Annotated in this window: 27 protein-coding genes and 1 riboswitch; of the genes, 9 read left to right on the top strand and 18 right to left on the bottom strand. The window is 26.5% G+C overall.

Annotation, left to right across the window (positions count from 1 at the left end):
* Positions 1-25 precede the first annotated feature (25 nt).
* From ftsH to HMPREF1092_RS01440, 6 genes are all read right to left on the bottom strand, one after another.
* Positions 26-2,239: an ATP-dependent zinc metalloprotease FtsH gene (gene ftsH / locus HMPREF1092_RS01465; RefSeq protein WP_002596809.1), complete on the bottom strand. Its 2,214-nt coding sequence runs from the start codon at positions 2,237-2,239 to the stop codon at positions 26-28.
* A 19-nt stretch (positions 2,240-2,258) separates the two neighbouring features.
* Entirely contained in the window at positions 2,259-2,861 is a 603-nt protein-coding gene (gene lepB / locus HMPREF1092_RS01460) for a signal peptidase I (RefSeq protein ID WP_002596808.1), read from the bottom strand.
* Positions 2,858-3,064 carry a DUF3006 domain-containing protein gene (locus HMPREF1092_RS01455; RefSeq protein WP_158082707.1) on the bottom strand — a complete coding sequence of 69 codons (207 nt, stop codon included), beginning with the start codon at positions 3,062-3,064 and terminating at the stop codon, positions 2,858-2,860. The genes lepB (HMPREF1092_RS01460) and HMPREF1092_RS01455 overlap by 4 nt, the downstream gene beginning before the upstream one ends.
* Positions 3,065-3,399: 335 nt before the next feature.
* Positions 3,400-3,906: a signal peptidase I gene (lepB, locus tag HMPREF1092_RS01450; RefSeq protein WP_002596806.1), complete on the bottom strand. Its 507-nt coding sequence runs from the start codon at positions 3,904-3,906 to the stop codon at positions 3,400-3,402.
* A gap of 87 nt (positions 3,907-3,993) precedes the next feature.
* Positions 3,994-5,289, bottom strand: a complete 1,296-nt coding sequence (gene lysA, locus HMPREF1092_RS01445) for a diaminopimelate decarboxylase (RefSeq protein ID WP_002596805.1) — start codon at positions 5,287-5,289, stop codon at positions 3,994-3,996.
* Positions 5,290-5,416: 127 nt separating this feature from the next.
* A riboswitch (Lysine riboswitch) is annotated at positions 5,417-5,580 on the bottom strand.
* 269 nt (positions 5,581-5,849) lie between these two features.
* Complete coding sequence (locus tag HMPREF1092_RS01440) at positions 5,850-6,533, bottom strand: beta/alpha barrel domain-containing protein (RefSeq protein WP_002596804.1); 684 nt, start codon at positions 6,531-6,533, stop codon at positions 5,850-5,852.
* A gap of 237 nt (positions 6,534-6,770) precedes the next feature.
* Between HMPREF1092_RS01440 and HMPREF1092_RS01435 the strand changes: the two genes are divergently transcribed.
* Together HMPREF1092_RS01435 and HMPREF1092_RS01430 are read left to right on the top strand one after the other, a co-directional pair.
* Entirely contained in the window at positions 6,771-7,976 is a 1,206-nt protein-coding gene (locus tag HMPREF1092_RS01435) for a DUF1576 domain-containing protein (RefSeq protein ID WP_051070334.1), read from the top strand.
* Positions 7,966-8,313, top strand: coding sequence for a hypothetical protein (locus HMPREF1092_RS01430; protein ID WP_002596802.1), 348 nt, complete (start codon positions 7,966-7,968; stop codon positions 8,311-8,313). The genes HMPREF1092_RS01435 and HMPREF1092_RS01430 overlap by 11 nt, the downstream gene beginning before the upstream one ends.
* Positions 8,314-8,466: 153 nt before the next feature.
* Here HMPREF1092_RS01430 and HMPREF1092_RS01425 read toward each other — a convergent pair whose 3' ends face one another.
* Positions 8,467-8,970 (bottom strand): NAD(+) diphosphatase, encoded by a 504-nt coding sequence (locus tag HMPREF1092_RS01425; RefSeq protein WP_002596801.1) that lies wholly within the window; start codon positions 8,968-8,970, stop codon positions 8,467-8,469.
* A 43-nt stretch (positions 8,971-9,013) separates the two neighbouring features.
* Entirely contained in the window at positions 9,014-9,706 is a 693-nt protein-coding gene (sfsA, locus tag HMPREF1092_RS01420) for a DNA/RNA nuclease SfsA (RefSeq protein WP_002596800.1), read from the bottom strand.
* A gap of 401 nt (positions 9,707-10,107) precedes the next feature.
* Here sfsA and HMPREF1092_RS01415 point away from each other — a divergent pair, with 401 nt between their 5' ends.
* From HMPREF1092_RS01415 to HMPREF1092_RS01405, 3 genes are read left to right on the top strand one after another with little or no spacing between them, the layout of a single operon-like run.
* Positions 10,108-11,379, top strand: a complete 1,272-nt coding sequence (locus HMPREF1092_RS01415) for an alkaline phosphatase family protein (RefSeq protein ID WP_002596799.1) — start codon at positions 10,108-10,110, stop codon at positions 11,377-11,379.
* Between the two features lie 47 nt (positions 11,380-11,426).
* On the top strand, positions 11,427-11,666 hold the full coding sequence (locus HMPREF1092_RS01410; RefSeq protein WP_002596798.1) for a hypothetical protein: 240 nt from the start codon (positions 11,427-11,429) through the stop codon (positions 11,664-11,666).
* 57 nt (positions 11,667-11,723) lie between these two features.
* Complete coding sequence (locus tag HMPREF1092_RS01405) at positions 11,724-12,002, top strand: DUF3892 domain-containing protein (RefSeq protein WP_242830399.1); 279 nt, start codon at positions 11,724-11,726, stop codon at positions 12,000-12,002.
* A gap of 84 nt (positions 12,003-12,086) precedes the next feature.
* Here HMPREF1092_RS01405 and HMPREF1092_RS01400 read toward each other — a convergent pair whose 3' ends face one another.
* Both HMPREF1092_RS01400 and HMPREF1092_RS01395 read right to left on the bottom strand, forming a co-directional pair.
* Positions 12,087-12,542 carry a hypothetical protein gene (locus tag HMPREF1092_RS01400; RefSeq protein WP_002596796.1) on the bottom strand — a complete coding sequence of 152 codons (456 nt, stop codon included), beginning with the start codon at positions 12,540-12,542 and terminating at the stop codon, positions 12,087-12,089.
* Positions 12,543-12,606: 64 nt separating this feature from the next.
* Positions 12,607-13,203, bottom strand: coding sequence for a hypothetical protein (locus HMPREF1092_RS01395; protein WP_002596795.1), 597 nt, complete (start codon positions 13,201-13,203; stop codon positions 12,607-12,609).
* A 135-nt stretch (positions 13,204-13,338) separates the two neighbouring features.
* On the opposite strand from HMPREF1092_RS01395, the gene HMPREF1092_RS01390 reads away from it, so the two are divergent.
* Entirely contained in the window at positions 13,339-13,611 is a 273-nt protein-coding gene (locus HMPREF1092_RS01390; RefSeq protein WP_002596794.1) for a DUF1294 domain-containing protein, read from the top strand.
* A 231-nt stretch (positions 13,612-13,842) separates the two neighbouring features.
* On the opposite strand, the gene HMPREF1092_RS01385 is transcribed toward HMPREF1092_RS01390, so the two are convergent.
* The 5 genes from HMPREF1092_RS01385 to HMPREF1092_RS01365 form a co-directional block, all read right to left on the bottom strand.
* Entirely contained in the window at positions 13,843-14,487 is a 645-nt protein-coding gene (locus HMPREF1092_RS01385) for a hypothetical protein (protein ID WP_002596793.1), read from the bottom strand.
* Between the two features lie 66 nt (positions 14,488-14,553).
* Complete coding sequence (locus tag HMPREF1092_RS01380) at positions 14,554-15,837, bottom strand: glycoside hydrolase family 16 protein (RefSeq protein WP_002596792.1); 1,284 nt, start codon at positions 15,835-15,837, stop codon at positions 14,554-14,556.
* A gap of 60 nt (positions 15,838-15,897) precedes the next feature.
* Positions 15,898-17,223: a family 4 glycosyl hydrolase gene (locus tag HMPREF1092_RS01375; RefSeq protein WP_002596791.1), complete on the bottom strand. Its 1,326-nt coding sequence runs from the start codon at positions 17,221-17,223 to the stop codon at positions 15,898-15,900.
* Position 17,224: 1 nt separating this feature from the next.
* Positions 17,225-18,655: a PTS transporter subunit EIIC gene (locus HMPREF1092_RS01370; RefSeq protein ID WP_002596790.1), complete on the bottom strand. Its 1,431-nt coding sequence runs from the start codon at positions 18,653-18,655 to the stop codon at positions 17,225-17,227.
* A 13-nt stretch (positions 18,656-18,668) separates the two neighbouring features.
* Positions 18,669-19,433 (bottom strand): carbohydrate deacetylase, encoded by a 765-nt coding sequence (locus HMPREF1092_RS01365; RefSeq protein ID WP_278244372.1) that lies wholly within the window; start codon positions 19,431-19,433, stop codon positions 18,669-18,671.
* A gap of 187 nt (positions 19,434-19,620) precedes the next feature.
* Between HMPREF1092_RS01365 and HMPREF1092_RS01360 the strand changes: the two genes are divergently transcribed.
* Positions 19,621-20,337: a MurR/RpiR family transcriptional regulator gene (locus HMPREF1092_RS01360; protein ID WP_002596788.1), complete on the top strand. Its 717-nt coding sequence runs from the start codon at positions 19,621-19,623 to the stop codon at positions 20,335-20,337.
* Between the two features lie 376 nt (positions 20,338-20,713).
* Here HMPREF1092_RS01360 and HMPREF1092_RS01355 read toward each other — a convergent pair whose 3' ends face one another.
* On the bottom strand, positions 20,714-21,391 hold the full coding sequence (locus HMPREF1092_RS01355) for a TrkA C-terminal domain-containing protein (protein WP_002596787.1): 678 nt from the start codon (positions 21,389-21,391) through the stop codon (positions 20,714-20,716).
* A 72-nt stretch (positions 21,392-21,463) separates the two neighbouring features.
* Entirely contained in the window at positions 21,464-22,999 is a 1,536-nt protein-coding gene (gene cls / locus HMPREF1092_RS01350) for a cardiolipin synthase (RefSeq protein ID WP_002596786.1), read from the bottom strand.
* A gap of 573 nt (positions 23,000-23,572) precedes the next feature.
* Here cls and HMPREF1092_RS01345 point away from each other — a divergent pair.
* Both HMPREF1092_RS01345 and HMPREF1092_RS01340 read left to right on the top strand, forming a co-directional pair.
* The gene (locus tag HMPREF1092_RS01345; protein ID WP_002596785.1) at positions 23,573-24,478 is read left to right on the top strand and encodes a DUF1700 domain-containing protein; all 906 of its coding nucleotides are present in this window, start codon (positions 23,573-23,575) and stop codon (positions 24,476-24,478) included.
* Entirely contained in the window at positions 24,465-25,052 is a 588-nt protein-coding gene (locus HMPREF1092_RS01340) for a hypothetical protein (RefSeq protein WP_002596784.1), read from the top strand. The genes HMPREF1092_RS01345 and HMPREF1092_RS01340 overlap by 14 nt, the downstream gene beginning before the upstream one ends.
* A gap of 44 nt (positions 25,053-25,096) precedes the next feature.
* On the opposite strand, the gene HMPREF1092_RS01335 is transcribed toward HMPREF1092_RS01340, so the two are convergent.
* Entirely contained in the window at positions 25,097-26,140 is a 1,044-nt protein-coding gene (locus HMPREF1092_RS01335) for a hypothetical protein (RefSeq protein ID WP_002596783.1), read from the bottom strand.
* Positions 26,141-26,234: the final 94 nt, after the last annotated feature.

Below are 26,234 nucleotides of genomic sequence, written 5' to 3'. Positions count from 1 at the left end.
CTCCTTATTATTTTATTTTTTCCTCTTAATTTTGAGGATCATCATTTACATCATCTTTTTTAACTTCAACTTCATTTCCTTCTGAAGTTTGTTCTTTTTCCATGTTTAATGATGGTTTTATTTCTGATTCATTTTTTTCTGAATCTTCTCCTTTTAGCTCTTTTTCTATTTTCATTTTTTCTAAAGCTTCATCTAAAGGAGCAAATTTTGCTTTTCTAGCTTCTTCTTCTGCCTTAGCAGCAGCTAAAGCTTTTTCTTCATTTCTTCTAGCTATTTCTTCAAGTTTAGCTTTTCTTAACTCTTCAGCTTTTTTCTTAGCTTCTTCAACTTGTCTCTTAGCTTCTTCTCTTCTCTTATCTCTTTCTTGTTTTTTAATCTTCATTTCTGGATATTTTTCATAAACTATTTCCATGAATTCATCTCCAAAAATAGTTTCTTTTTCAAGAAGAACACCTGTTATCTTATCAAGTAAATCTCTATTTTCTCTTAAGATATCTCTTGCTTTTTGGTGACATTGCTTAACTATTGCTAATACTTCTTCATCTATAATAGTTGAAGTTTGTTCACTACAGTTTCTAACTGCTCTACCATCTAGATATCTATTTTGAACTGACTCTAAAGCCATCATATCAAATCTTTCTGACATACCATAAACAGTTACCATACTTCTAGCTGTTTGTGTAGCTCTTTCAATATCATTTGAAGCTCCTGTTGATACAAGATTAAATACTTCTTCTTCAGCAGCTCTACCACCAAACATAACTGTTATTTGATTTAATAAATCTTCTTTTGATACAAGATATTTTTCATCTTCTGGAAGCTGCATAGTATATCCTAATGCTCCCATAGTTCTTGGAACTATTGTTATTTTGTGTACTGGATCTGAATCCTCTAATAAACCTGCAACTAAAGCATGACCAACCTCATGGAATGCAACAGCATCTCTTTCCTTTTTAGAAAGAATTCTATCTTTCTTTTCTTTACCTGCAATTATATCTTCAACTGCTTCTCTTAAGTCATCTTGGCTTACAAGTTTTCTTCCTTCTCTAACTGCTCTTAAAGCACCTTCATTCATTATATTTGCAAGGTCTGCCCCAACAGCACCTGGAGTACTCTTTGCTATATCTTTTAAATCTACATCTGGTGCTAATTTAACATCTTTAGCATGAACTTTAAGTATAGCTTCTCTTCCTGGAAGATCTGGTCTATCAACTATAATTCTTCTATCAAATCTACCTGGTCTTAATAAAGCTTTATCAAGAATTTCAGGTCTATTTGTAGCAGCAAGAATTACTATTGCTTTACTTGAATCAAATCCATCCATTTCAGCTAGTAATTGGTTAAGAGTTTGTTCTCTTTCATCATTACTTTGTAATTGACTATCTCTGCTTTTACCAACAGCATCAATTTCATCTATAAATATTATACATGGTGCTTTTTCAGCAGCATCTTTAAATAATTCTCTAACTCTCTTAGCTCCAGCCCCAACAAACATTTCAACGAAGCTTGAACCTGATATTGAGAAAAATGGAACTTTTGCTTCTCCTGCAACTGCTTTTGCAAGAAGAGTTTTACCTGTACCTGGAGGTCCTACTAAAAGAGCTCCTTTAGGTAACTTAGCTCCTATTTCAGTGTATTTTTTAGGGTCATTTAAGTAATCTATAACCTCTACTAGAGATTCTTTAGCTTCCTCTTGACCAGCAACATCATTAAATGTTACTCCAATTTCATCTTCCATATAGACTTTAGCATTGTTCTTACCAAATGGCATCATACCTCCGCCCATTTTTCCAGACATTTTTGAGAATACGAATTTCCACATAAATATTAAGAATAGGAACATTAATCCATACATTACAATTGTATTAATGAATGGTGAATATGTTGGATTTTTACCAACAAAAGTTACACCTGCATCTTTTAATTCTTGTATTAATTGTGGATTATTGATATTCGGTGTATAAAGTGATTTACCTTTGTACTCACTAGTATCTTTTGGAGTAATTACTAAGTCATCTTGTGTTATTGTAACTTCAGAAATTTGCTTCTGATTAAGTAATTGTTGGAACTTTGTATATGTTATTTCTTCATTTAATGAAGTATTTCTAATATATCCTGCTGATAAAACAAGCGCTAAAGCAATTACTATATATATAATTATGGTCTTTCCTGGCCCTTTCATCATATTATTAGGATTAGAATTTTTATTCCCCTTATTTGGATTGTTTTTTTGGTCCATCTTTCCACCTCACCTTTCTCTATCTTTTCAGAAACTCAATATCATCAAATGGATAAATTTTCAGCACTGCTTTCCCCATTATATCCTTTGCTGGAATATAAGGATTTTTCCAAAATCTCGAGTCATAAGAATTAGCTCTATTATCTCCTAAGAAGAAATATTCTCCTTGTGGAACTTTAAATTCCTGATACGTTGACATTGGATATTTGACATAGCTTTGATCTATCTCCTTACCATTGACAAATACGTTTCCTCCTACTATCTTTACTGTGTCCCCTGGCAGTCCTATTAACCTTTTAATTAAAACTTTACCAAGTTCTTGAGAATAGAATACCACAATATCGCCCTCTTTTAAATTCTGAGGTTCATAAACTCTTGTTACAAATAATCTATCTCCTACATTTAAAGTAGGTTCCATAGATCCACTTGGAATTTTAACCTTAAATATAAGAAATTTATTAATTAAAAATGCAATAGCAACAGCTATTAATATTGGTAGTATCCAATCAAAAAATATATTATTTTTTTTTAATTTTTTATCATTTTTATTTCTAATACTTCTTTTCATATGCGTATTAGGAGTTTCTATCTCTTGTCTATTTGTTAAATTCTCTTCACTCATTCGTCCACCCACATTCCTTCCACGGAGTTTTCTATAATTTTTCTCCTATTTTCAGTTTCAGCTTTATCTAAATAATATCTACCATTTATCTTAGCTAAAACATCCCCTTCTTTTATGTTATCAAAAACGAATTTGCTATTAACTTCTATAAATTTACCATATTTATTCTCTAAAATAAAAGTATCTTTTTCTTTTCTATCCATTATATATAAATCTCTGTTCTTCTCTATCATCATCACCTAACTTTTCTTGAACATATATTCTTTATTAGTATATCATAAAAATCACATAAAATTCTTGCAAAGTTATGTAAATTAATTATATCTTAATAGAAAAATCAATCTATATTACTATGTAATATTATTATTTATGACTTTTAATTAATTTTATATAAAATTTTCTATATTTTTTTATTGAATATATTTTTCATTGTCCATATTAATTATAATACCCATATTTTCATTTATAAAAACATATAATTTAAATCAATATAAAAAAATAGCATTTAGATCATTCTAAATGCTCATAATATTATATATTAATTTACTTTTCCAAAAGAATCAAATGGATAAAATCTAAAAATAGCTTTTCCTTTTATTTTTTCTTCTTCTATATATGGATTATTCCAATATCTGCTATCTTTTGAATCATTTCTATTGTCTCCTAAAAAGAAATAATTATTTTCTGGGACAATATATTCTGCATAAGTATCTTCTGGATATTTAACATATTCCTCTTCTAATTTTTCTCCATTTACATATACAGCTTGTCCATCTATTTTTATTTTATCTCCTGGAAGTCCTATAACTCTTTTTATGTAAAGAGAATCTTCTTCTATAAAATTAAAAACTAATATATCTCCATGCTTTATATTATCATAATTATGAATTCTAGTTGCCACTAATCTATCACCAATATTTATAGTAGGCATCATTGATCCACTCGGTATAAAAACCGTAAAAATTAAAAATTTATTTATTAATAGTGAAATTACATAAGCTATAGCAATTAAAAATACCCATTCTCTCAAAACCTTTTTCCACATAAAAAATCACCTAATCCTTTCTATAATCATTTTACCAATTTTATCCATTTTTGTCTATGAAAGGATTAGGTTAATATTTTTTAATATCTATAATATTTCATTTCTTAATATATCAGCATATGTCTCTCTTTTACAAATAACTTTTTCTTTACCGCCTTTAACCATAACAACAGCTGGTTTTGGTATTTTATTATAATTATTAGACATTGAATATCCATATGCTCCTGTTGACATTATTGCTAATAAATCTCCACTTAAAACTGATGGTATTTTTATTCCTTGAAGAAGTATATCTCCTGATTCACAACATTTTCCTGATATTGTTACTGTTTCTCTTGAATCATGAATAACTCTATTTACAACTACACATTCATAATTTGCATGATATAGTGCAGGTCTTATATTATCTGTCATTCCACCATCTACTGAAACATATTTTCTTATATCAGGAATATCTTTTATTGATCCAACTGTATATAATGTTATTCCTGCATTACCAACAATTGATCTCCCAGGTTCTATTACTAATTTAGGCATTTCTAATTCTATTTCTTTACATACATTATCAGCTTTATTTAATATAGCTTGACAATATTCCTTTGTTTCTCTAGGACTATCACCTTTACTATAGTATATTCCAAAACCTCCACCTAAATCTAATTCTTTTATTAAATATCCAGTTTCATCTTTAACTCTTTTTATTAGTTTTAGCATTATTTCTGTTGCATCTTCATATGGCTCAATTTCAAAAATCTGAGAACCAATATGACAATGAAGTCCTAAAAGATTTACATTTTCTAAATTTATAGCTTTCTTTATTGCATTTATTATATTGTCTCCTATAGGTGCAAAACCAAATTTAGAATCTATTTGTCCTGTTTTTATATATTCATGAGTATGAGCTTCTATCCCTGGTGTAATTCTTAAATAAATATTTTGTATTTTTCCTTTTTCTTTTGCTATATGATTTAAATGTTCAATTTCAAAAAAGTTATCTACTACAAAAGTTCCAACTCCTAGTTCAACTCCTAGTTCAATTTCATCTAAAGTTTTATTATTTCCATGAAATAATACTCTTTCTAATGGAAAATTTGCTTTATAAGCTGTATATAATTCTCCTCCTGAAACTACATCAAGATATAAACCTTCTTTTTCTACTATTTTACACATAGCTAAAGTTAAAAATGCTTTTCCAGCATAAGCAACTTTATTACCTTTATCTTCACATTTAAAATTTCTATAATATTCTCTACAATTTTCTTCTAATAATTGCTCATCCATTACATATAAAGGTGTTCCATATTTATCTGCTAGTTTACTTAATTTTATTCCCCCAACACTTAATACATTTTCTTCTACAATCATGCTGCCAAATAATTTCATCTTTTCATTCCTCCACTATTTTAAGTAAAACAAAACGCCACAGAATTTCTGTGACGGGTAATAGCGTGTAATTGATTTATATCTTCGTATAGCTTAAAAGGATAGACTTATCCCTAAAAAAACTAAACTCAGTTGTAGCACTCCACGTTATGTGACAGTTATATGCATATTATACATATACCCAGAAAGCCTTCTTGCGGTCAGCTAACTTCGGCCATTGCACCTTTCTTTATTAATCATAGCTTGCAGCTCCTAATAAATACTCTTTACACTGGCGCCTCTACCCTGTATTTTGTCTTTTTCCATTTTATTCTAACTTTTTTTATAAATATAATATCATATTTAAAAAAAAATACAATATTTTTTATTACTTTTTTCTGAAATAAATTTTTACAATTTATTACTTATATCAAATTCTTAACTATCTTACTTATTTTCTTATCCTTTTGATTATATTTATATAATAATCTCATCTATTTTATAATATTTCAATAGGAATTTTTTGTTACTAATTTGATAAAAAAATAAAACCTTTAAATAAAGGTTTTATTTTAACAGTTTTATTTTTGTCCCTTTCTTTCCCTATATATGTCCATTAATTCACTCATTCTATCTGCCCCTGATGGAGGTGTATATGTTATAGCATTTGCTCCTGCTTCTATTGTCTCTTTTATACTCTCTTCAGTAGGGCCTCCAGTTGCTATTATAGGAAATGTAGGATGTGATTCTCTTATTTTTTTTACAATTTTAATTGTATCCTTTCCTCCAGATACATTTAAAATTGTTGCACCACTTTCTATTCTTTCTTCTATATTTTCTTCTTCTGAACATACTGTTACTATTACTGGTATATCTATAGTTTCCTTTATATTTTTAACAATTTCATTAGATGTAGGTGCATTTACTACAACTCCTATAGCTCCTTTAAATTCAGCATCTAATGCAAGATTAATAACTCTTATCCCTTGAGTTATTCCTCCCCCAACTCCGCAAAAAACCGGAACATCAGCAGCAGTTACTATTGCCTCTGTTATTTTTGGCTGAGGAGTAAAAGGATATACTGCCATAATAGCATCCGCATTTGTATTTTTTATCATTGCAACATCTGTAGAAAATAGTATACTTTTTATCCTCTTTCCAAATATTCTTATCCCAGAACAATTTCTTATTACATCTGGAACCTTTACTATATGACTTCTTAATACTCCCATTACTTCTGGAACATATTTAATACCATTACTCATATTTAATCCTCCCCAAAAACTTCTTACTATTCTTAATTATATATTTTTTTAAAATTTTTGAAAATATTTTCTAGCATTTTTTCTATTTTTTAGTAGAAAAGTTTATATTCATTATAATATAATAAAATTGAGTTTTAAGTTTATTAATTTAGGTATAAATTATAAATTTAATTTTGAGAGGTGAAAATTTTGCTAAAGAAAAAGAACTTTTTTAGACCTTATAAAATTCTTTTGGTTATGTATCTATTTTTTTTAATAGCTGCTTTATTAATTAGTTCTCCTTCTGAAATTTTAAATGGTTTAAAGAAAATTTTACTTGCTCCTGATATTTTAATAACAGATTATATTGCTGTTGGTGGAATATCAAGCGCTCTTTTTAATGCGGGTATTACTAGTATCATAAGTATTTTAATGCTTATACGTTTAGAAATTAAACCAAATGGTTCAACTATAATGGCATTATTTTTAATGACCGGTTTTGCTTTTTTTGGTAAAAATCTTTTGAATATTTGGCCAATCATGTTTGGCGTTTATCTTTTTTCTAAATATCAAAAACAACCACTTCTAAACTATAGTCTTGTTATGTTATTATCTACTGCTTTAGCACCTACTGTTAGTCAACTTAGTTTTACTTATGACAATATTCCACTTGGAATGATTTTAGGTGCCATAATTGGTGTAATAACAGGTTTTATTTTAACTCCAATAGCTAGCCACTGTATTTTAGCTCATTCTGGATACAATCTATATAATATTGGTTTTGCAGGTGGATTAATTGCAACATTACTAATGTCTATCTTACGTTCTTTTGGAATTGACTTTGATTCTAGACTTCTTTGGCATACTGGAAGCAATAAATTCTTGCTCTTTTTTATGATGTTTATTTCAATTTATTTAATAAGTGTTGGAATTTATTTTGGCAAAGATAATATAAAAAAACTTAATAATTTGTCCAATCAGTCTGGTAAACTTGTTTCTGATTTTTATTTATTATATGGAGATACTACATATATAAATATGGGAATACTAGGCTTGTTCTCAACATTATTTTTATTACTTATAGGTGGAGATTTAAATGGACCAACTCTTGGCGGAATCTTTAATATTATTGGATTTGGATGTTTTGGTAAGCATTTAAAAAATATAACTCCCATATTAATAGGAGCTACTTTAGCAGCTCTTATAAATATAAACCCTTTAACAAGCCCAAGTATAATACTTGCTATTTTATTTAGCACATGTTTAGCTCCTATAGCTGGTAAATTTGGATTTTGGGTAGGAATACTTGCAGGATTCTTACATGTTTGTTTAGGAGTTAATGTTGGATATTTACATGGTGGACTAAACCTTTATAATAATGGTTTTGCAGGTGGACTCGTAGCAATGATATTAGTCCCATTAATAACTACATTCAAAAGAGAGGTTAGACAAGATGAATTTTAAAACGGAAAAAAATCTAAAAATCGTAAATGAAATAATGGCATATTGCTATCATTTTAATACTAATAATATTAGTGTTAATATAAAAACTTTAGAAGATATATCTTATATAGAAATAAAAGCTATAATTGAAAATTTTCCTAAAGAAGCTTTTGAAAGTTTAAACAAGGCTTTAAATACTCCTAGACAAAGAGAAGTTGAACAATATTATTGGCAACTTGGTGGTGAATGTGAGTTTGATAGTGAGCTAACTCTTGTAGGAATGATGATAGATGAGGCATTTATTGATTACAATAATAATACTCTTTTTATAAAGTTACAACGTAAATCTATCATTTAATCAGTATAAATACTACTATATTAATTGTAGTTATAAACATAATATTTTAGCCCTAAGAAAATTCTTAGGGCTATTATTTATAAAATCCTATCTTATTAAGACTACAGTATATTTGTTTTTAACTTATATAATATTTATAAAATTATGATTCTATTAATTTATATCATTTTTTAAAATTTCCATTATCTTAGATACTGCTTTTGTTCCTACTAAATCTTCTTTCATTTGAGCTAATGCACAATCTATTTTACACCACTCTACATGTTCAACTTCATCTGATTTAATAATTTCCCCTTCTTTATAAATAGCTATAAAAGTTAACATTAATAAATCTTTATCTTTAACGTAATCAGAACCAATATACGATATATTTTTTACTTTTATTCCAGTCTCCTCTAAAACTTCTCTATATACAGTTTCTTCAGCACTTTCATTTTGTCCTACATAACCTGATATAAGTACTTTAGAATCTTTAAATATATAACTTTGTTTTAATAAAAGTATTTCATCATTTTTTATTACACCAACTACAATACAAGGTCTTGGAGTATCAAAAAACATTTTATCATCTTTTTTACAATAAGGAACTCCACCTTCATCATAACTATATTTTTGTTCCAATTCGTCTCCACATAATGGACAATATTTAAATTTCATTTATTAACATCACTCCTTTCTTTTTTATTTTTAAATATCTATGTTAAATTGATAATTTTACCTCTTTATTTAATGTTATTTCCTTTTCGCTAACAATGCAAGAATAAACAAAAATATCAACTCCATTTTCTTTAGCATATCTTAATGCTTCTCCAAAAGCAGGATCATTTTCATCATTAGATGTAAATTCTTTTATACCTTCCATTTGTATAAGAAATAAAACCCCAGCACCTTTTCCTTCTTCTTTTACTTTAACTAATTCTAAAAGATGTTTTCTTCCTCTATCTGTTGGAGCATCTGGAAAGCTTGCATATCCATTATTCTCTAAAGTAACTCCTTTTACCTCTAAATAATATTCTTCTCCTGTTTCTTTTTCTAATTTAAAATCAAATCTACTTTTCCCAAAAGTTTTTTCTTTTAATATACTATTATATTCTATTAATTTTCCTACCTTTTTATTTATTAAAGCCTCCATAACTACTTTATTTGGAATTTGAGAATCAATATTTATTAATTTATCTCCTTTATAAGCGCAAATTAAATCATATTTAGTTTTTCTTGTTGGATTATCTTCTTTTCTAAGTAATATTTTTGTTCCTGGAATTAATATTTCTTTGCATCTTCCTGTATTAGGTACATGAACAATTTCTTCTTTACCATTTATTTTAACTAAAGCATTAAATCTATTTGGTCTATTTATAAATTCCGCTTCTGTTATTTCCTTAATATATTCCATATTATATCCTCACTTACCACTTATTGTATGTTATCAACATTATCCACATATTTTGTCCACAACTTTGTGCATAATGTTAGTATTTTTCGACATCATATTTAAATTAATTTTATCTTATATTATATTTTTCTACAATATGCACTATATTGTTTGTCGAACAAGCTATCCCCTATTATATTGTGTATACAATCTGTTTTTACAATTTTATCCACTTTGTAAAGTTATCCACAATTTCACGCTTTTTATCCACATTTCTCAACAACCCCTTGAAATAACTAGCTTCAGCTTGTTGATAACTTATACAAGCCATTTTGTTCCAATAGTGTTGCTATATACATAATAATAAGAGTAAAATCATAAGTATATTGGCAAAATTCACTCTATGTAGGAGGAATAAAATATTGAAAAAAAAATTTATAATTTTATCTTTTGACGCAGTTGGTAATAAAGATTTTATTAATCTTATAAAATTACCAAACTTTAAAGAATTGAAAGAAAACAGTAGTTATTCAAATAATGTTGAGTCTGTTTATCCATCATTAACCTATCCTGCACATACTTCAATAGCTACAGGAAAATTACCAGTTAATCATTGGATAATTAATAATATTCTTATACAACCTGAAAGAAAAAATCCAGATTGGTTTTGGTATAAGAAGCAAATAAATGGATCTACAATTTATGATATAGCAAAAGAAAAAGGACTTAAAACTTGTACTTTACTTTGGCCAGTTACAGGAAAATCTAAAAGCATTGATTTAAATATCCCAGAAATTTTTCCAAATAGAAAATGGCAAAATCAAATAATGGTTTCTGCTCTAAATGGAAGTCCATTATTTCAAGCTAAAATAGAAAAGCTCTATAGTCATTTAAGAAAAGGCTATGAACAACCCTATTTAGATAATTTTACTTTTAATACCTTAATGTATGTTTTAAAAAATGATTTAGCTGATTTTATTATGGTTCATTTTACAGATACGGATACTCATAAACATATTTTTGGTACTAAAAGTAATCATATATCTCAATCCTTAAAAAGACATGATAAAAGACTAGGGGAAATAATATCATTTCTAAAGGAAAACAATATATACGACTCATCTACTTTGATTGCATTAGGAGATCATAGTTTCAAGGATGCAGAATATGTTATTAAACTTAATAATCTATTTTTAAAAAATGATCTAATTAAATTGAACTCTAAAAATGTTATTAAAGAATATGATGCTTATCTTAACTTCTGTGATGGTTCTGCTTATGTTTATGTAAAAAATAAATATAAGATCAAAATGGTTTATGATTTAATTTGCAATTTTTCAAAAGAAAATAATAACTGCATCAAAAATATTATTTCTAGTGAAGAAGCTAAAAAACTTGGGGCAAGTGATAAATGTACATTTATGCTTGAAGCTAATGATAATTATTACTTTATAAATGATTATTTAGGAAATACAATAGAAAAAACAAAAGGTAAACATGCTATTGCAAATCATGGATATAACCCAAAAGATGATAATTATAAAACAATATTCTTTTGCAAAGCACCTAATGTAAAAAAGAATTTTGATATAGGACCTATTAGGCTTATAGATGAAGGAGCAACAATATTTAATATGCTTGGAAAAGTTCCAAGTGACATAGATGGAAATATATTAAATAGTATATTTATTTAGAATAAGCCTCCATTAAATTGATAAACTATCATAATGGAGGTGTTTTTATGGAAGACTTAACAATAACTAAAATTCTAACTAATAACGGTGTTACTTTTGCATATGAGCTTTCTAATGGAAAACAATTAACAATTGCAGATGCAATAGAATTAGCTAGAGAACAAAAAATTTCTAATGCTAAAGCTGTAATTGATCAAAAAGGATTTACTACTCTTGTAGGAGATTCAAATTCTAATTGTGATTTTAGTAAACTTCCTCACGAAAATATAAATAGACCATCAGATTAATACCATAAATTACTAAGTATATATACGTATGTTCTCCACATACTATTAGTGTAGAAAGTGGAGGTGTTTTTTATGAAAAATTCAAAAACTCAAAAAAGTTCAAACTTAGAAAGCGTAACTAAAGTTATGACTAAAGACGGAAGATATGCTTCTGGCTACGAGTTATCTAACGGTGAAGTAGTTAGCGTTGATGAAGCCGTAAGAATGGCTAAAAACGGTGAAATCAAAGACGTAGTTGTTTCTGTTACTAGAAATGGAGATGAATATTTAAGATCTACTCCAGATGATGACGAAAGCAACAACTTAAGTAACCTACCTCACGAAAAAGAATACTAATATCCACTTATTTTAGATAATTACATATCTAAAGTAAAAAGAGAGTCAAGAAAATAAATTATTTATTTTTCTTGACTCTTCTTCTTATAAATTTATATTTGTTTGTATTAATTTTTCTAAATTATTGGCAGCTCCAGTGTCCTTAATTTCTTTTATATATTTATTTTCAAAATTATTGACCTTAATATCGCCCTCTTTACTTATAATTATATCTCCAACTATTTTTTCATTATCACTTTTTAATTCAATATAATATTTATTTCTTCCCGGAACATTACATCCTGAATGAGCTTCTTCTTTTTTGTTTTCTTTTGGAACTTCTATACTATTTAGTTCATCAAAAAATCTAGTTATAGCATCTGCATCTGTTATATTAGTAACTTTTCCTGTTACATCATCTGTAGCTATAATTTCATTTATTTGAATTTTATCTAACCCACTCTTAGTAAATAATCCATTTTTATTCACATATTTTATTAATACTACGCCTATGATAATTGCAATAACAATCACAGCTATACTAACCATTGTTTTTTTCATAATTATTTTTCTTCCCCCTTTTATACAATTATACAATTTTCACCAAAAAATTTCTATAAATTAGTTAATTTATAACTGCACTTGAGTTTAACCCACCTAATAAAGCTGTAATTACTTGATCATCATTTGTAATTTTCCAATCTCCAAGATTTCTCTTCATTTTAATTTCAACCTTTGTTTGAACAATATTATTTATATTATCATCAATTGCATTAGTAAATGCATTATTATATTGTGCTCCTAAAAAATCTCCATTTAAATTATTATCTTGAATTGTTTGACTATCTATATTTAAACTGTTCATACTTTGTTGGAATTCATTATAAATTTCTTTTCCATTTGGGGAATATATTTCTGCTACTATAACTGCTTCTCCATTTTCTTTTTTAGTAGATAATATGTTTACTTTTATAGTTTTAAGCCAATTTTTCATTGCAGCTTGTTTCATTGAATTATAATTCTGTATTTGAGATATTCCTTTACTCAAATCTCCATTAGGATTAACATACTCCTTTGCAGAATCTAATTGAAATTTATTGCAATCAGAAATAAAGCTTTTAAAACTTTCATCAGCTGAACTTGTTCTATTAGAATAAATATATACTCCACATATAATTACAATTATAGCTACTATTATTGCTAACACTATTTTTTTTATCACTTTTTTTATCTCTCCTCATTTGTAATAATACCTATTATACCATTCAAATTTAACTTTTTCTCCTCTATAATCAAATTTGTAAATTTATGATTTTTTTTATATAATTACCTTATCAACTTTTGAGGGGGTTATAATTTGCACGCTTTTATAGGTGCTTATCTTTTATTAATAAACATTATTGGCTTTTTATCTATGTTTATTGATAAAAGGAAAGCTATAAATCACAAATGGAGAATTAGTGAAGCTCATCTTCTTTCCATTCCAATCTTAGGTGGTGGGTTTGGATCTTGGGTTGGAATGTATACTTTTAGACATAAAACCTCTAGAATAAAATTTAATTTAGGAATACCACTAATAATAGCAATTCAATTAATTTTAATCTTTTTGATATTCGGAAGATTATATTAATATAAAAATTGGCTATCGCCTTATGATTAATTAAAATCAGCTAGCGATAGCCTTTTCCCTTATGTAAAACAAAAATTCTAATTTAGTTTTGTAATTGTTTCTTTTAATATATTCTTTTTTATTAGATTTATTTTTTGAAATTTCGTAACATAATTAATCTTTTTATATAAAATAAAAAAGCATTATCTACTAACTGATAATGCCTAGTTTTAATTTTATTTTCTATATATTTTAGCTTCTTTTAGTTAAAGCTCCTTTTTCTATATTAATTATCTTCCATTCATTATTATTTTTTTCTAAATAATATATTCTTTTTTCTTGATAAACTTCTTTCAAATTCATTTTATTTTTTTCTAAATATTCTTTATTTGCTTCTTTAATTTTAAACTCTGATTCAACAGTTACTTTGCATGTAGTCATATCTTCATTGAAATAATTGCGATACCATATTAAATTTTCATGCTTTAAAGATAATTTATTACTTTCATACATAGCTTGTACTGATTTTTTATAATCTCCCTTATCTAACACTTTACTAAATTTATCATTATATAAATTATATTCATTTTCTACTTTTAGCTGTTTGAAATCCCTATTGTCTACTAATGTACAATGGTCATTTATAATCTTCTTTATCTTTTTTACATCATCACTATTCTTCTCACTTACCATTTCTTTTTCATTTCCATCAGCATCTAATACTGTCCATAAAGTTTGTTTATTTCTTTCCTCTTGTTTCTTTGTTTCTTCATCATAATTTACACTATCATTTTTTTCTGATGAATTATTCAATTCATTAGTATTTGCTTTACTAACACCACATCCTGAAAGTATCGAAACTATCAAAAAAATTATAGATACCTTTAAAATCCTCATAAACATAGTCCTTTCATTTTTTACAAAAGAATCTAGATAAATCTAGATTCTTTTGCTTATTTAAATCTATTTAGTCGGTATTAGCTCCCACTGGCTACTCCAATAACCTTTAGGTACATTTCCATATTGCACTGCACCATTTTGATCTTCTGTATGAATATAAGAATTATTTTTCCATCTATTATTGAACCTTAAATAATTCCCTTCATTTTCAACTTTCCATTGAGCACTATAATAAGTCTGTGGAACCTTTCCATGCTCTAACATTCCAGTTTGATTTTCTAAATGAAGATATTCATCTGTCTTTTCATTCTTTAATCTAACATAATCTCCTGCTTGTTCTTTTTTCCAAACTCCATTCATATCAAAGTCATCAAGATCTCCATATAATACTTTCTCATTATTTTCATCTAAATATAAATACTTTCCAGTTTGTCTATTTTTTATATGATATGAAGGCACTTTATATCCTTCATTCTTTTTCCAAACACGAAAATAATCTATTGCCCATTCCTTAGGCCAAACATCATTATGTTGTCCTGATCCTGCATCAGTATATATATTTAATATTGTACCCATTGGATAATCTGGAGCTTGATTTATTTCTTTATATAATTCATTATCATAATAGAATTTAAGACTTCCTGGTGACCAATCAAGTCCATAAATATGATATTCAGATGTTGGATTTCCTGATGGAACAGATTCTTCTGAAATCATCCAGCTTGTTTGGAAGTTTGGATCATTCCATCCATAAGCTGCTATTCTCCAAGTATCTGGCTTACTAAAGAAAGATTCTATAATATCTATCTCTCCAGTTTCTTTTGAATTAAACCAATCATCTGTATCATTTTGCATACCTACCATCCACCATGCTTGGTGACCTCCACCACCACAATCTGCAAATTTTGCACGTATTTCAAAATATCCATAAGTAGTTGCATATCCTACCCAAGGTTCTCTATTTTCATTGTTGGTAGTACCACTAAAATTATGAATCCAGTTTTTATCAAATGACATTATAGCAGATGAACGAACTGTTCCATCATGTTCTGGACTCCAAGGTTTTTGATCTTTAGTTATATATTCTATTAAAGATCCATTTTCAAATCTATATTGAGCTTTTGCATTTTCCGGATTTTTAGTCCAATGAGGTAAATAATAATCTGTCCATTTTGATTTATCTAATTCTGGACCATCAAACTCATCTGAAAAATCTAAAGTATAGCCTTCTTTAATTAATGGATTAGGTGGTTTATCCTCTGCATAAACTGTTGGAGTAAATATCGTTGATGCTGAAACTAATAAAGTCATGAAAGTTAACAAAAACCCCTTTAAAACTTTATACATAATATACCCTCTCTTTTATATTTTTACTCGTTACACTTTTTAAACTTCTATCCTTGTCCTCTATTTTAAAACTGGCCAATACTCTTTATTAGCTTCCATTAAATCATCTAACACAGCTTTACCTACTCTGTAAGAAGGTATTGTTTTATTTAATAATATAGCTTCCATAGCAGTGTCATAAGAACCTGTTAAAGCAGTTTCCACTGTTAGTTTTTCATATGCTTTTTGCATTTCCATCATTCCTTTATGGAATATTGGTATATCACCAATTGCAACTGGTTCTGCACCTGTAACTCCAATATAGCAAGGAACTTCTACTACCGCTTCTTTATTAAAATTACTTATTACTCCATTATTTTTTATATTTACTATAAATCTTTCCTTAGTATCATGAATTATTGCATTAGTTATATCTACAATATAGTTTCCATGAACTCCACCTAATAATTTAGAATCTTTAGCTGTTCCAAGCTCTATAACTCTTTTGCATTCCTCAAATACTGTTATTTCTCTAGTACTTAATACATATGATCCTCTTGTAAATTCAATATTATCTGATTCAACCATTTCATCTGCAAAATAGTAATATTGTAAATAACAATTAGGGAAATATTGTGGATACATCTTAAATGCTTTAATTACATTTTGAAAAGTCTTAGTCCAATAATCATCTCCAATTATCTCTTCATTAGTCTGAATTAATCCTTTTAGCTCCCCTGATTCTACTTTTTCTCTTATTCCAGGTAATAAATCTTTTCCTTGCTTATTGTATATATTTGTCCACCATCCAAAATGATTTAGTCCAAAATATTTAAATGTTAAATCTTTATATGGTACATCTAAGTATTCTGCTAAAGTTTCTTCTATACTTATTGGCATATCACATATACATAAGCACTTTGCATTAGGAAACTTTTTATTTATAGCTTCTGATATTATAGCTTCTGGATTAGTATAATTTAAAATCCAAGCATTTGGACAAACTTCCTGTGCTACTTCTACAATCTTTAATATTTCAGGTATAACTCTTAATGCAAAAGAGAATCCTCCTAAACCACAAGTTTCTTGACCTACAACTCCATGCTTCAAGCATATTTTTTCATCTATTTCTCTTTGATTATTAAGCCCTGGTCTTATTTGAACATATAAGAAGTTAGCATTTTTAAAAGCTTCTCTTATATCTGTAGTATATGAAACTTTAACAGATGAATTATTATCTCTATAATATATTTTTGTGAATTCACCAATTAAATAATTTCTCTCCTCATCATTATCATATAAAACTATTTCTTCTAAATCTAAATCCTCTACACGATTCCTAAGAACTTCTACAATTCCTGGAGTATGGGTTGATCCTCCCCCTACAATTACTATTTTATTTCCCATATTATCTCACCTCATTCATATTTTCATTTAATAATGCATTAAATTCTTTCATAACATTTCCCACATCTGTTCCTATTATGATTTGTATATTATTTTTATTTATTTTTACTACTCCTCTTGCACCAGTTTTCTTTATATTATCTTCATTTATTAAGTCTATATTTTTTATTTCTAATCTCATTCTTGTAACACAGTTTTCTGCATTTACTATATTTTCTGCTCCACCAAGATTTTGTAATAACTTCTTAGCCATATAAGCATAATTTGAGTGAGATAATTTAATAGATGTTTCATCTACAGCTTCTAAAACTTCACCTCTTCCTGGAGTTTTTAAATCTTTTTTAAGAATAATTGTTTTAAATGTAAAGTAATATAAGAAGAAGAATACTATTCCTACTGGTATTATGAATATTACATTATTCCCCATTTTCCAGTTTAATCCTAAGTCTATAATATTAAATCCAAAATTAAATCCAAGTCTTGAATCAAATAAATATAATATTGCTCCTGCTAATCCTGTAAATACTGAATGCATAAAATATAAAAGTGGTGAAATAAACATAAATGAAAACTCAATCGGTTCAGTTACACCTGCAAATATTGATGTTAAAGCTCCACTATTAGCTAATCCCTTTACATCAGCTTTATTTTCAGGACGTGCTGTTTTATATAATGCAGCAGCTATACCAGGTACTCCAAATACCATTATTACGTAAAACATTACTAAAAATGCACCTGCACTCGGATCCCCTGCTAAGAATCTTGTCATTTCTCCTGTTACTACTGTTCCAGTTTCAGTTGTATAACTTCCTAATTCGTAAAATATATAAGCATTAAAAACATGATGCAATCCAGTTGGTATTAAAATACGATTTAAGAAACCAAATAAGAATACACCAAAGATCCCCATTGAACCAAGACCAGTTGCAAAAACATTTAATCCAGCTTCAATAGGAGGCCAAATAATACTAAATACCCCAGCTAAAATAATTGAAAATATTGGACCTAAAGTTAATGCTAACTTTTCTCCAGCGAAAAAAGCAAACATACTTGGAACTTTCCAGTTTTTACTGTGATTATATATAACAGCTGTACTTATCCCCGATACTATACCACCAAATACACCCATACTCATATTTTCATCTAAATAAGTTATAGCTTGTCTAAATACCATAACAGAAAGAACTCCTGCTAAAACTGCTGAGGATTTATCTTTTCCTTTTGTATATGCAAGTATACATCCTACTGCAAATAACATGTCTAAGTTTCCAAAAATAACGTCAGATGCGATTTTTAATATCTCTAAATTCAATAAATCTGGTTGTCCAAATCTTGCTAAAAGCCCTGCTACAGGCATCGCAACAACTGGTATCAACATTGCTTTTCCTAGTTTTGATAATTGATTGCTTATTAATCTAAATGAATTATTCAAAATTATGTCCCCCTTAATTTAAATTTATAGTATTATAATTGCAAAGTTTTATATTATATTTTTTTATAAGTTCTTTCATAAGTGAATCACATAATATATCTACTTCTCTCATTCTAGCAATATTAAAAGATGAACCTTCAAATAAAGGTGTATCTATAAAAGCTGGATGACACATTGCTTCACTTTTTTCAAAATTAATATTTTTAAGTATATTAGTTTCAATAATTTGAAAACACTCTTCTCTTACTGATTCGTACTTAAGACTCATATCTCTAATAGTTCCATAATTACATAAATCTAAAAAGTTTATTTCATTATTATTTTTTATTGGATTACAATTTCTAACTGGCAAATTATACTTTTTTGAAAGTGCATCAACTACCCCTTTATATTCTTTAAAATTATGAATATGATTATGAGAATCTATATGACTTAAATCAATTTTAGCTAACTGTAACTTATTTATTTGAGCTTCCCACTCATTGTATAACTCATCTAAATCTATTTTGGGAATCCCTTTTTCAAAATCGTTCAATTTATAAAAGTTCCCATCTTCCTTTACTAATGAGTCTACTCCTTTCTTTAATAGTGGTTTACCACAAGTTAATGTTAAATGTATTCCAACCGCCAAATTTGGTAAACTTTTGGATAATTCAATCGCATGATGTGTTCCCGGCATATTCGCCATTAATGTTGTTGATGTTAGTATCCCATTTATATGACTCTTAGCTATTCCTAAATTTACAGCCTGAGAATACCCGAAGTCATCTGCATTAATTATTAATTTTCTAATCTTAATCTCCTCCTCTCTTGATATAGTTTAATTATATATATTTTCTTCCATTTAGAATACATTTTAAAACTTTTATGTAACAAATATACAATAATGTAACGGGTTTCATACAACAATATTTTTATGTTATAATTTAACCATATAGGGAAATTAAGTATTTTAGGAGGTTAAAATGAATAATGCATTTCACATTGGTAGAATTTTCAAAAATCAAAATCTTTCTGAATCAGAAATACAAATTTTAGAAAATATATTTGATAATCCTGAAAAAATAAAAAAAGAAGGGATACGACAACTTGCCAAAACACACTTTACTTCAACTACATCTATAATACGATTAGCTAAAAAACTAGGATATAGTGGATACAATGAATTAATTTTTGATATAAAAAAAATGACTTCTAATCTTGAAATAGATACCGTAAAAAATGAAAATGATTTTTCTTGGGCTTCAAAATATCCATTATCTAATTTAAATGAATTATCAAAAAAATATTTAAATAAAGATAAATATATCTATTTATATGGAGAAGGTTTCTGTGAATTTGTAACAGGATACATTCATAGAAAATTGCTTGTAAAAAAATATAAAGTTCTTTTACTACATGGATTAGAAATACCAATAGTTCATGAAAAAGAACATAATCCAACTTTAATTATAATCTCAAAATCTGGCGAAAATTTTTCTTGTATCAAAAAAATAGAGCATTTATCAGCTTTAGGAGGAGATATTATATCTATAACCTCAAATCTCAATAGTGGAATAGGACGTATTTCAGATGTTTCACTCTCAATTCCTGTAAATCATATTGCTGATAATAAAAACGAATGTTTTACTACCTTTTATGGTGATAGTATAAATTTACTTGAACATTTATTTTCTATTTAGTTATGATATAAATTAAATTTTCAATATCTGCTTGTTTATTTTTTATCTATTTTTTATAAAAATATCCTTTGGTAAGTTATAATCAATATCTAAGGCTATAAAAAAGCCTATATTAAAAGAAACAATTTCAAATTCCTATTAAAAAGAAAGAGTAAAATCATTTACTCTTTCTTTGAAATTTAGAGAGAAAAGAAAATAATAAAAAAATATAACAACTGAAAAAGATATTTTATTTATTCGAAATAAAAGCAATCAAACTCAATAATTATTTACTCAAATAAAACAAGATATAGATTTTAGAATATTTTTATCTAAAAGAGAAAAAGACTATCGCTAGCCGATTTTAATTAATCATCATGCGACAGTCCCCTTTTTATTATCTATCTATTTTAGTTTCAAATTCTTCTCTTATATTTTTCAAATTTCCATAAACAGTTACCTTATCAAAAATATCAAATACATAATCAGGTAATGGAAATTTTATAAATTTATCTCCTTTATCAATATTTAATACTTCTATTTCCTTTGATTTAAGTTCACTTTCTTTTATAGATTTTCCAACAAGTCTGTTGTTTTTTGATATGTACACTTCATATATTCCATAACCTCTAGAACTAGTTATCAATATAGAAGTCTTAGAATTTATTTTACTCCATAATTTTGATTTCAAAATTTTATCTTCTATTTTATTTTCTATCTTTTCTAAAAGATATGATTTATGAAAAAAGAAAGTTACAAATATAAATATTAATACTACTGCAAAAAATCCTATACTAGTAACAGTATCCGATAACATAGAAACAAAAAAAGAAATAAAAGTTGCTGTGCTAACATAACTAAATATCATTAACCAACTTGCGAGTTTTCTTCTAGTTGGATGTTGAACTATCATTTCACTTTCCTTAGTTGTAAAGCCTGTACTAGAAAGAAGAGAAATAACTTGAAATCTTGCTTTTGATATTGGCATTCCTGTCATTCTAAATAATATCGAAAAGAAATCTATAACTAATAAAAATATAGTCATAAATAATATAAATGTTAATATTAAAACCATAATTTTTCCTCTTCCTTTGTATTATAAATTTAAGCTTTCATAAAGATAATTTTTATGAAAGCTCAATCTTATTTACATAAGTGGTGCAAATACTCTAAATACTGCTGTTGCTATTTTTCTAAGCCAACTCACATCTTTAGCCATTTCAAGTGTTATTGGTGTACAAATTTTTAAAGTTTCTAAATAATCCTCTTTTATTTGAAGTACTGACTTTGTTTTATATAACCAAACTCCGCATTCAAAATGTAGATAAAGGCTTCTGTAATCAAAATTTATACTTCCCACTGTTGCAACTTCATCATCTGAAACTACAGTTTTTGAATGTATAAATCCAGGAGTATACTCATATATTTTAACTCCACTTTCTATAAGCTGGGGATAATATGACCTTGTAAGCATATGTGCATACCATTTATCTTCAATATGAGGAGTTACTATTCTTACATCTACCCCACTTTTTGCAGCAAGAGTTAATGCAGTTATTAATTCATTATCAATTATTAAATAAGGAGTATTTATATAAACATAATCTTTTGCTTTAGTTATTATACCTAAATATATATTCTCCCCAACTATCTCTTCATCTAAAGGACTATCTCCATAAGGTTGAACATATCCATCATTTATAAAACATTCATTATTCTTTGTTTGTGGTTTAAATTTTTCATAATCAACTTTAGTTTTACTTTCATAGCTCCACATTTGAAGAAACATAACAGTAAGATTCCATACTGCTTCCCCTTTTAACATTATTGATGAATCTTTCCAATGACCAAATCTAACTATTTCATTTATATATTCGTCAGCTAAATTTATTCCACCTGTAAATCCTGTATGACCATCAATAACTGTTATTTTTCTATGGTCTCTATTATTAAGTATTACAGATAGAAAAGGCACAAATCTATTAAACACATGACACTTTATACCTTTCTTCCTCAGAACTTCATCATATCTATAAGGAAGTATTCTTAAACATCCTACATCATCATAAAGCATTCTAACATCTACGCCTTCTTTTACTTTCCTCTCTAGAACTTCTAATATATCATCCCACATTTTACCTTCATGAATTATAAAATATTCCATAAATATGTATTTTTCTGCTTTTTCTAATTCTTCAAGTAACCTTTCAAAGAATTTTTCTCCCGGAGATAAATATTCAGTAGTAGTATTTTTATAAACAGGAGATAATGCATATTTACTTGTGTATTTTGCTTGATTTGCTGCATGCTTATTTTCTTTTTCTAATTCTTTTATTATTTCTGGATCTTGAACTGACACCTTTATTGCTTCATTATAAGCTCGTGCTATTTTTTTTCTGAATTTTAAATTTATTTTTTTTCCTCCAAAAATTAAATAAATCAATCCTCCAAAAATAGGAAAAATTAAAACTGGTATTGTCCAGGCTAGTTTATAAGATGGATTATCTCTTCTACTTATTATATAAATTACAACTAGCCCACTTATTATAAGTAAGGGTATATAAATATATATAAATGCTTCTGCTAATTGCCAGACTATGAATAATAATATAATTACTTGAAAGAACAATAAGAATCCAAATATTACTAATCTGCTCAATAAAAATTCAAATATTTTTCTCATTTATACCTCCTTTTTATAGTTTTCAATATAATATATTCTAATACAATATTATATACTTATACAGTATTTATTTCACATTTTATATACTTTTGGACAAAAAATCCCCATTGGTTATACGCAAGTGGCTCAAACTTGTGTATAGCAAATAGGGATTTTTTTGATTAACTCAAATTAATATTAAATTATTGGTTAGCTTTTTGTACTTTTATTCTATCATACAAAGTCATAATTATGTTATAAAATAAGTGATATTTTACATTTAATTCAAAAAAAATATATATTATATACATAATATATTGTTTTTTCAGTTTACATTATTAAATTATATAAAAATATATGATTACAAATTTTACTTTAGTTAATTGTTTTTTATTTTTTAATTTTATTTCTTATTTATGAAATATTTTAGACAGCTCTTTATATCTATTTTATAAAAAATTCTCTTTAAATTCTTAAGAAATTTTAAGATTTCTTATTCTTTCCTTAATAAAATTATCTTATTATTGTTTAAACATATATAACTCTGTATACTTGTCTTAAAAGTAATTATTTTAAATTATGGGGGACAAAATTTTGAATAAAAAAGATTTTTTGATAGCTTTAGCTAACGGTTTAAAAGATTTACCGCCTGATAAGGTTTCAGATATATTATTCGATTATCAAGATTATTTCAACTCACAAAAATGTTTAATGTCTGAAGAAGAAATGATACTTTCATTAGGAAAAGTAGATGATCTTATAGAAAAATATAAAGAAGAATATTCTGATTATCCTATTGAATGTAAAAAATTTGAAAATGATTCAAAGTTCGAAGATTTTAAATTCTCAAATACTGAAACAACTGATCCTAATTTAGATGAACATCAAAATGAAACTTATATTAAAGAGGAAAAAAGTAAATCTAAAGAAGATTCTATTTATGAAGAAAATTCTAATTACTCTAATATCAATACAAATGCCACTAATAGTTTTAATAATAGTTCTGAAGATAACATAGATTTATCTAAAGAAAGTGTAAGAAAGTATAAACTAAAAAATCCATTTAAAAGATTTAAAAAATCAACCTTTTTAGGAATTTTATTTTCATTACCTCTTGCTATTATATCAATTCCAATTGGAATTGGATTAGCAATTGCTACATCCTCTGTTTATATATCTTTTGTACTACTATTATTAGCTATAGGAGCATTATTTTTCTTTATATCACTTGTTCCACTAATAGCTTCATTTGGTGGATTTATGATATCTATTGTAAAAACATTATCTCCTTTGTTTTTTATTGATATTCCTAAATTTATATTAGAGTTTCCTACTTTCTTTATCATTTTATTATCATTTTCTGCATTATGTTTATTTGTATGCATATTTACTTTAGGCTTATCTTATTTTAGATTTGCTAAAAATAAAATTGCTTATATTTCAAAATGTATATTAAAAGTAATTTTCATTGATAAAGGAGATGTTTATGAAACTAAATAATTTTTTTAATAAAAATAAACTAATAAAAATATCACTTATTTCCTTTATTTTATCTATATTATTATTTTTTACTGCTATGATTTATATAGGAAATTCAAATTATAAACTTTCAAAATTCTCTAAAGAAATAGAAGAAACATTTGGAGTAAATTTCAATGAAATTTTTAGCTTTAATTATTTTTTTGCTTCAAGTAATGAAGGAATCCATAGAAATATATCATTAGATAATTTAGATAAACTTATAATAAAAGCACCTAATTCTAATATTTGGCTACATGAAGATTCTGATAAAAATTCATATCTAGCTAAAAACAATAAGTTTTCTACTAATGTAGATATAAGAAAACTAAATAAAATTGATATTAATGCAAGCAAATATTTTAATTATCAGTATTTAGAAAAAACTAAAACAGGTATTTTAACTTTAAATGATAAAATTGAAGGAATTTTTTATTCTAGTGTTTATTTAGATATTCCTAGTACATTTAAAGGTTCTGTAATTTTAGAAACTTTCGAAGAGAATGTAAATAACATTACTTCATCTTTAAATGTCTCTATAAATCAACCTAAATAAAAAACATCCTAAATTAGAATCTCACTAATTTAGGATGTTTTATTTTATCTGTGTGTTACTTCAACACTACCATCAATATATACTTTACCAACTATTTGTTTGCCACTTTGAGTTTTATTCATCATTCCAAATGTACTTATTGTGAAGTTATAGAATGGTTTTCCTGCATTTTTATCTTGATCTTTGTTGTCTTTATTATCTTTCTTGTCTTTATTGTTATTATTATTTTTGTTGTCTTTATTATCTTTATTTTGATCTGGAGTAACTACTCCTTTTGTTAATGTTATAAACATTGTATCTTTATCACCATCAACACTATCATTTTTATTGCTACACATAAATAATTCACTATTATCTACTTTCTTATAAGCAAGTTTTCCATCTTTTAATATTTGTTGAACTGGGAAAACATATTTATAATCTGTTCCTGTAGCAAATTTTAATGCATCATTTGCATATCTTTCTAATTCAGCATTTTTCTTAGCTAATATTTTAGCTGCTGGTTCTAATTTAAAGAATGCACCCTGACTATATATTAATAATGAATCATTATCATTTTTAATTATCTCTTGTTCATAGTCATTTTTTGCTCCTACATTTATGAAGTATGCACTATTAGCTTTAACTCCTATTTTTTGAAGAGTTGTTTTATATATTGAATTAAACATTGTATCATTTGTTTGATTTACTTCATAATAAGGCTTATTTATATTTACATTACTAAAGTTTATTCCGTTAACTGATTTAGTATCGTTATATTTAATTGAAAAATTATTTTCATTTATTACAACTTGTGATCCTATAAAGTTGTTTTCTAAAGTTTTTAATTGGTCTTGTGGTAATTCTATTGAAGGTGATGTACCACTTACTCCTGTTACTATATAATTTCCATAAAATCCTTTAAGAACTTCTAAATCTTTTTCTCTTTTCATTTTGTATTGATATGAATTTTTATAGTTATTTTCTTTATTTGCTGATTCTTTTTTTCCTATACTTCCTACAAAAGTAGCTATTAAAGCAATTATAATAATGATTACAACTATAACAATTCCTATAATTATTCCTTTTTTCTTTTTTGTATTATTCATAGAAATTCCTGCCTTCTCTTTATAATATCCGATATTTATATTCTAATTGATAATACTACTTTTATCCAACTTATTTATTACATTTTAACTAAAT

It is taken from the genome of Clostridium thermobutyricum (genome assembly GCF_000371465.1).
In the GTDB taxonomy this organism is placed as follows: Bacteria; Bacillota; Clostridia; order Clostridiales; family Clostridiaceae; genus Clostridium; species Clostridium thermobutyricum.
Note: the sequence above shows the minus strand (reverse complement) of the source record. Positions and strands in the feature narration are given on the sequence as shown.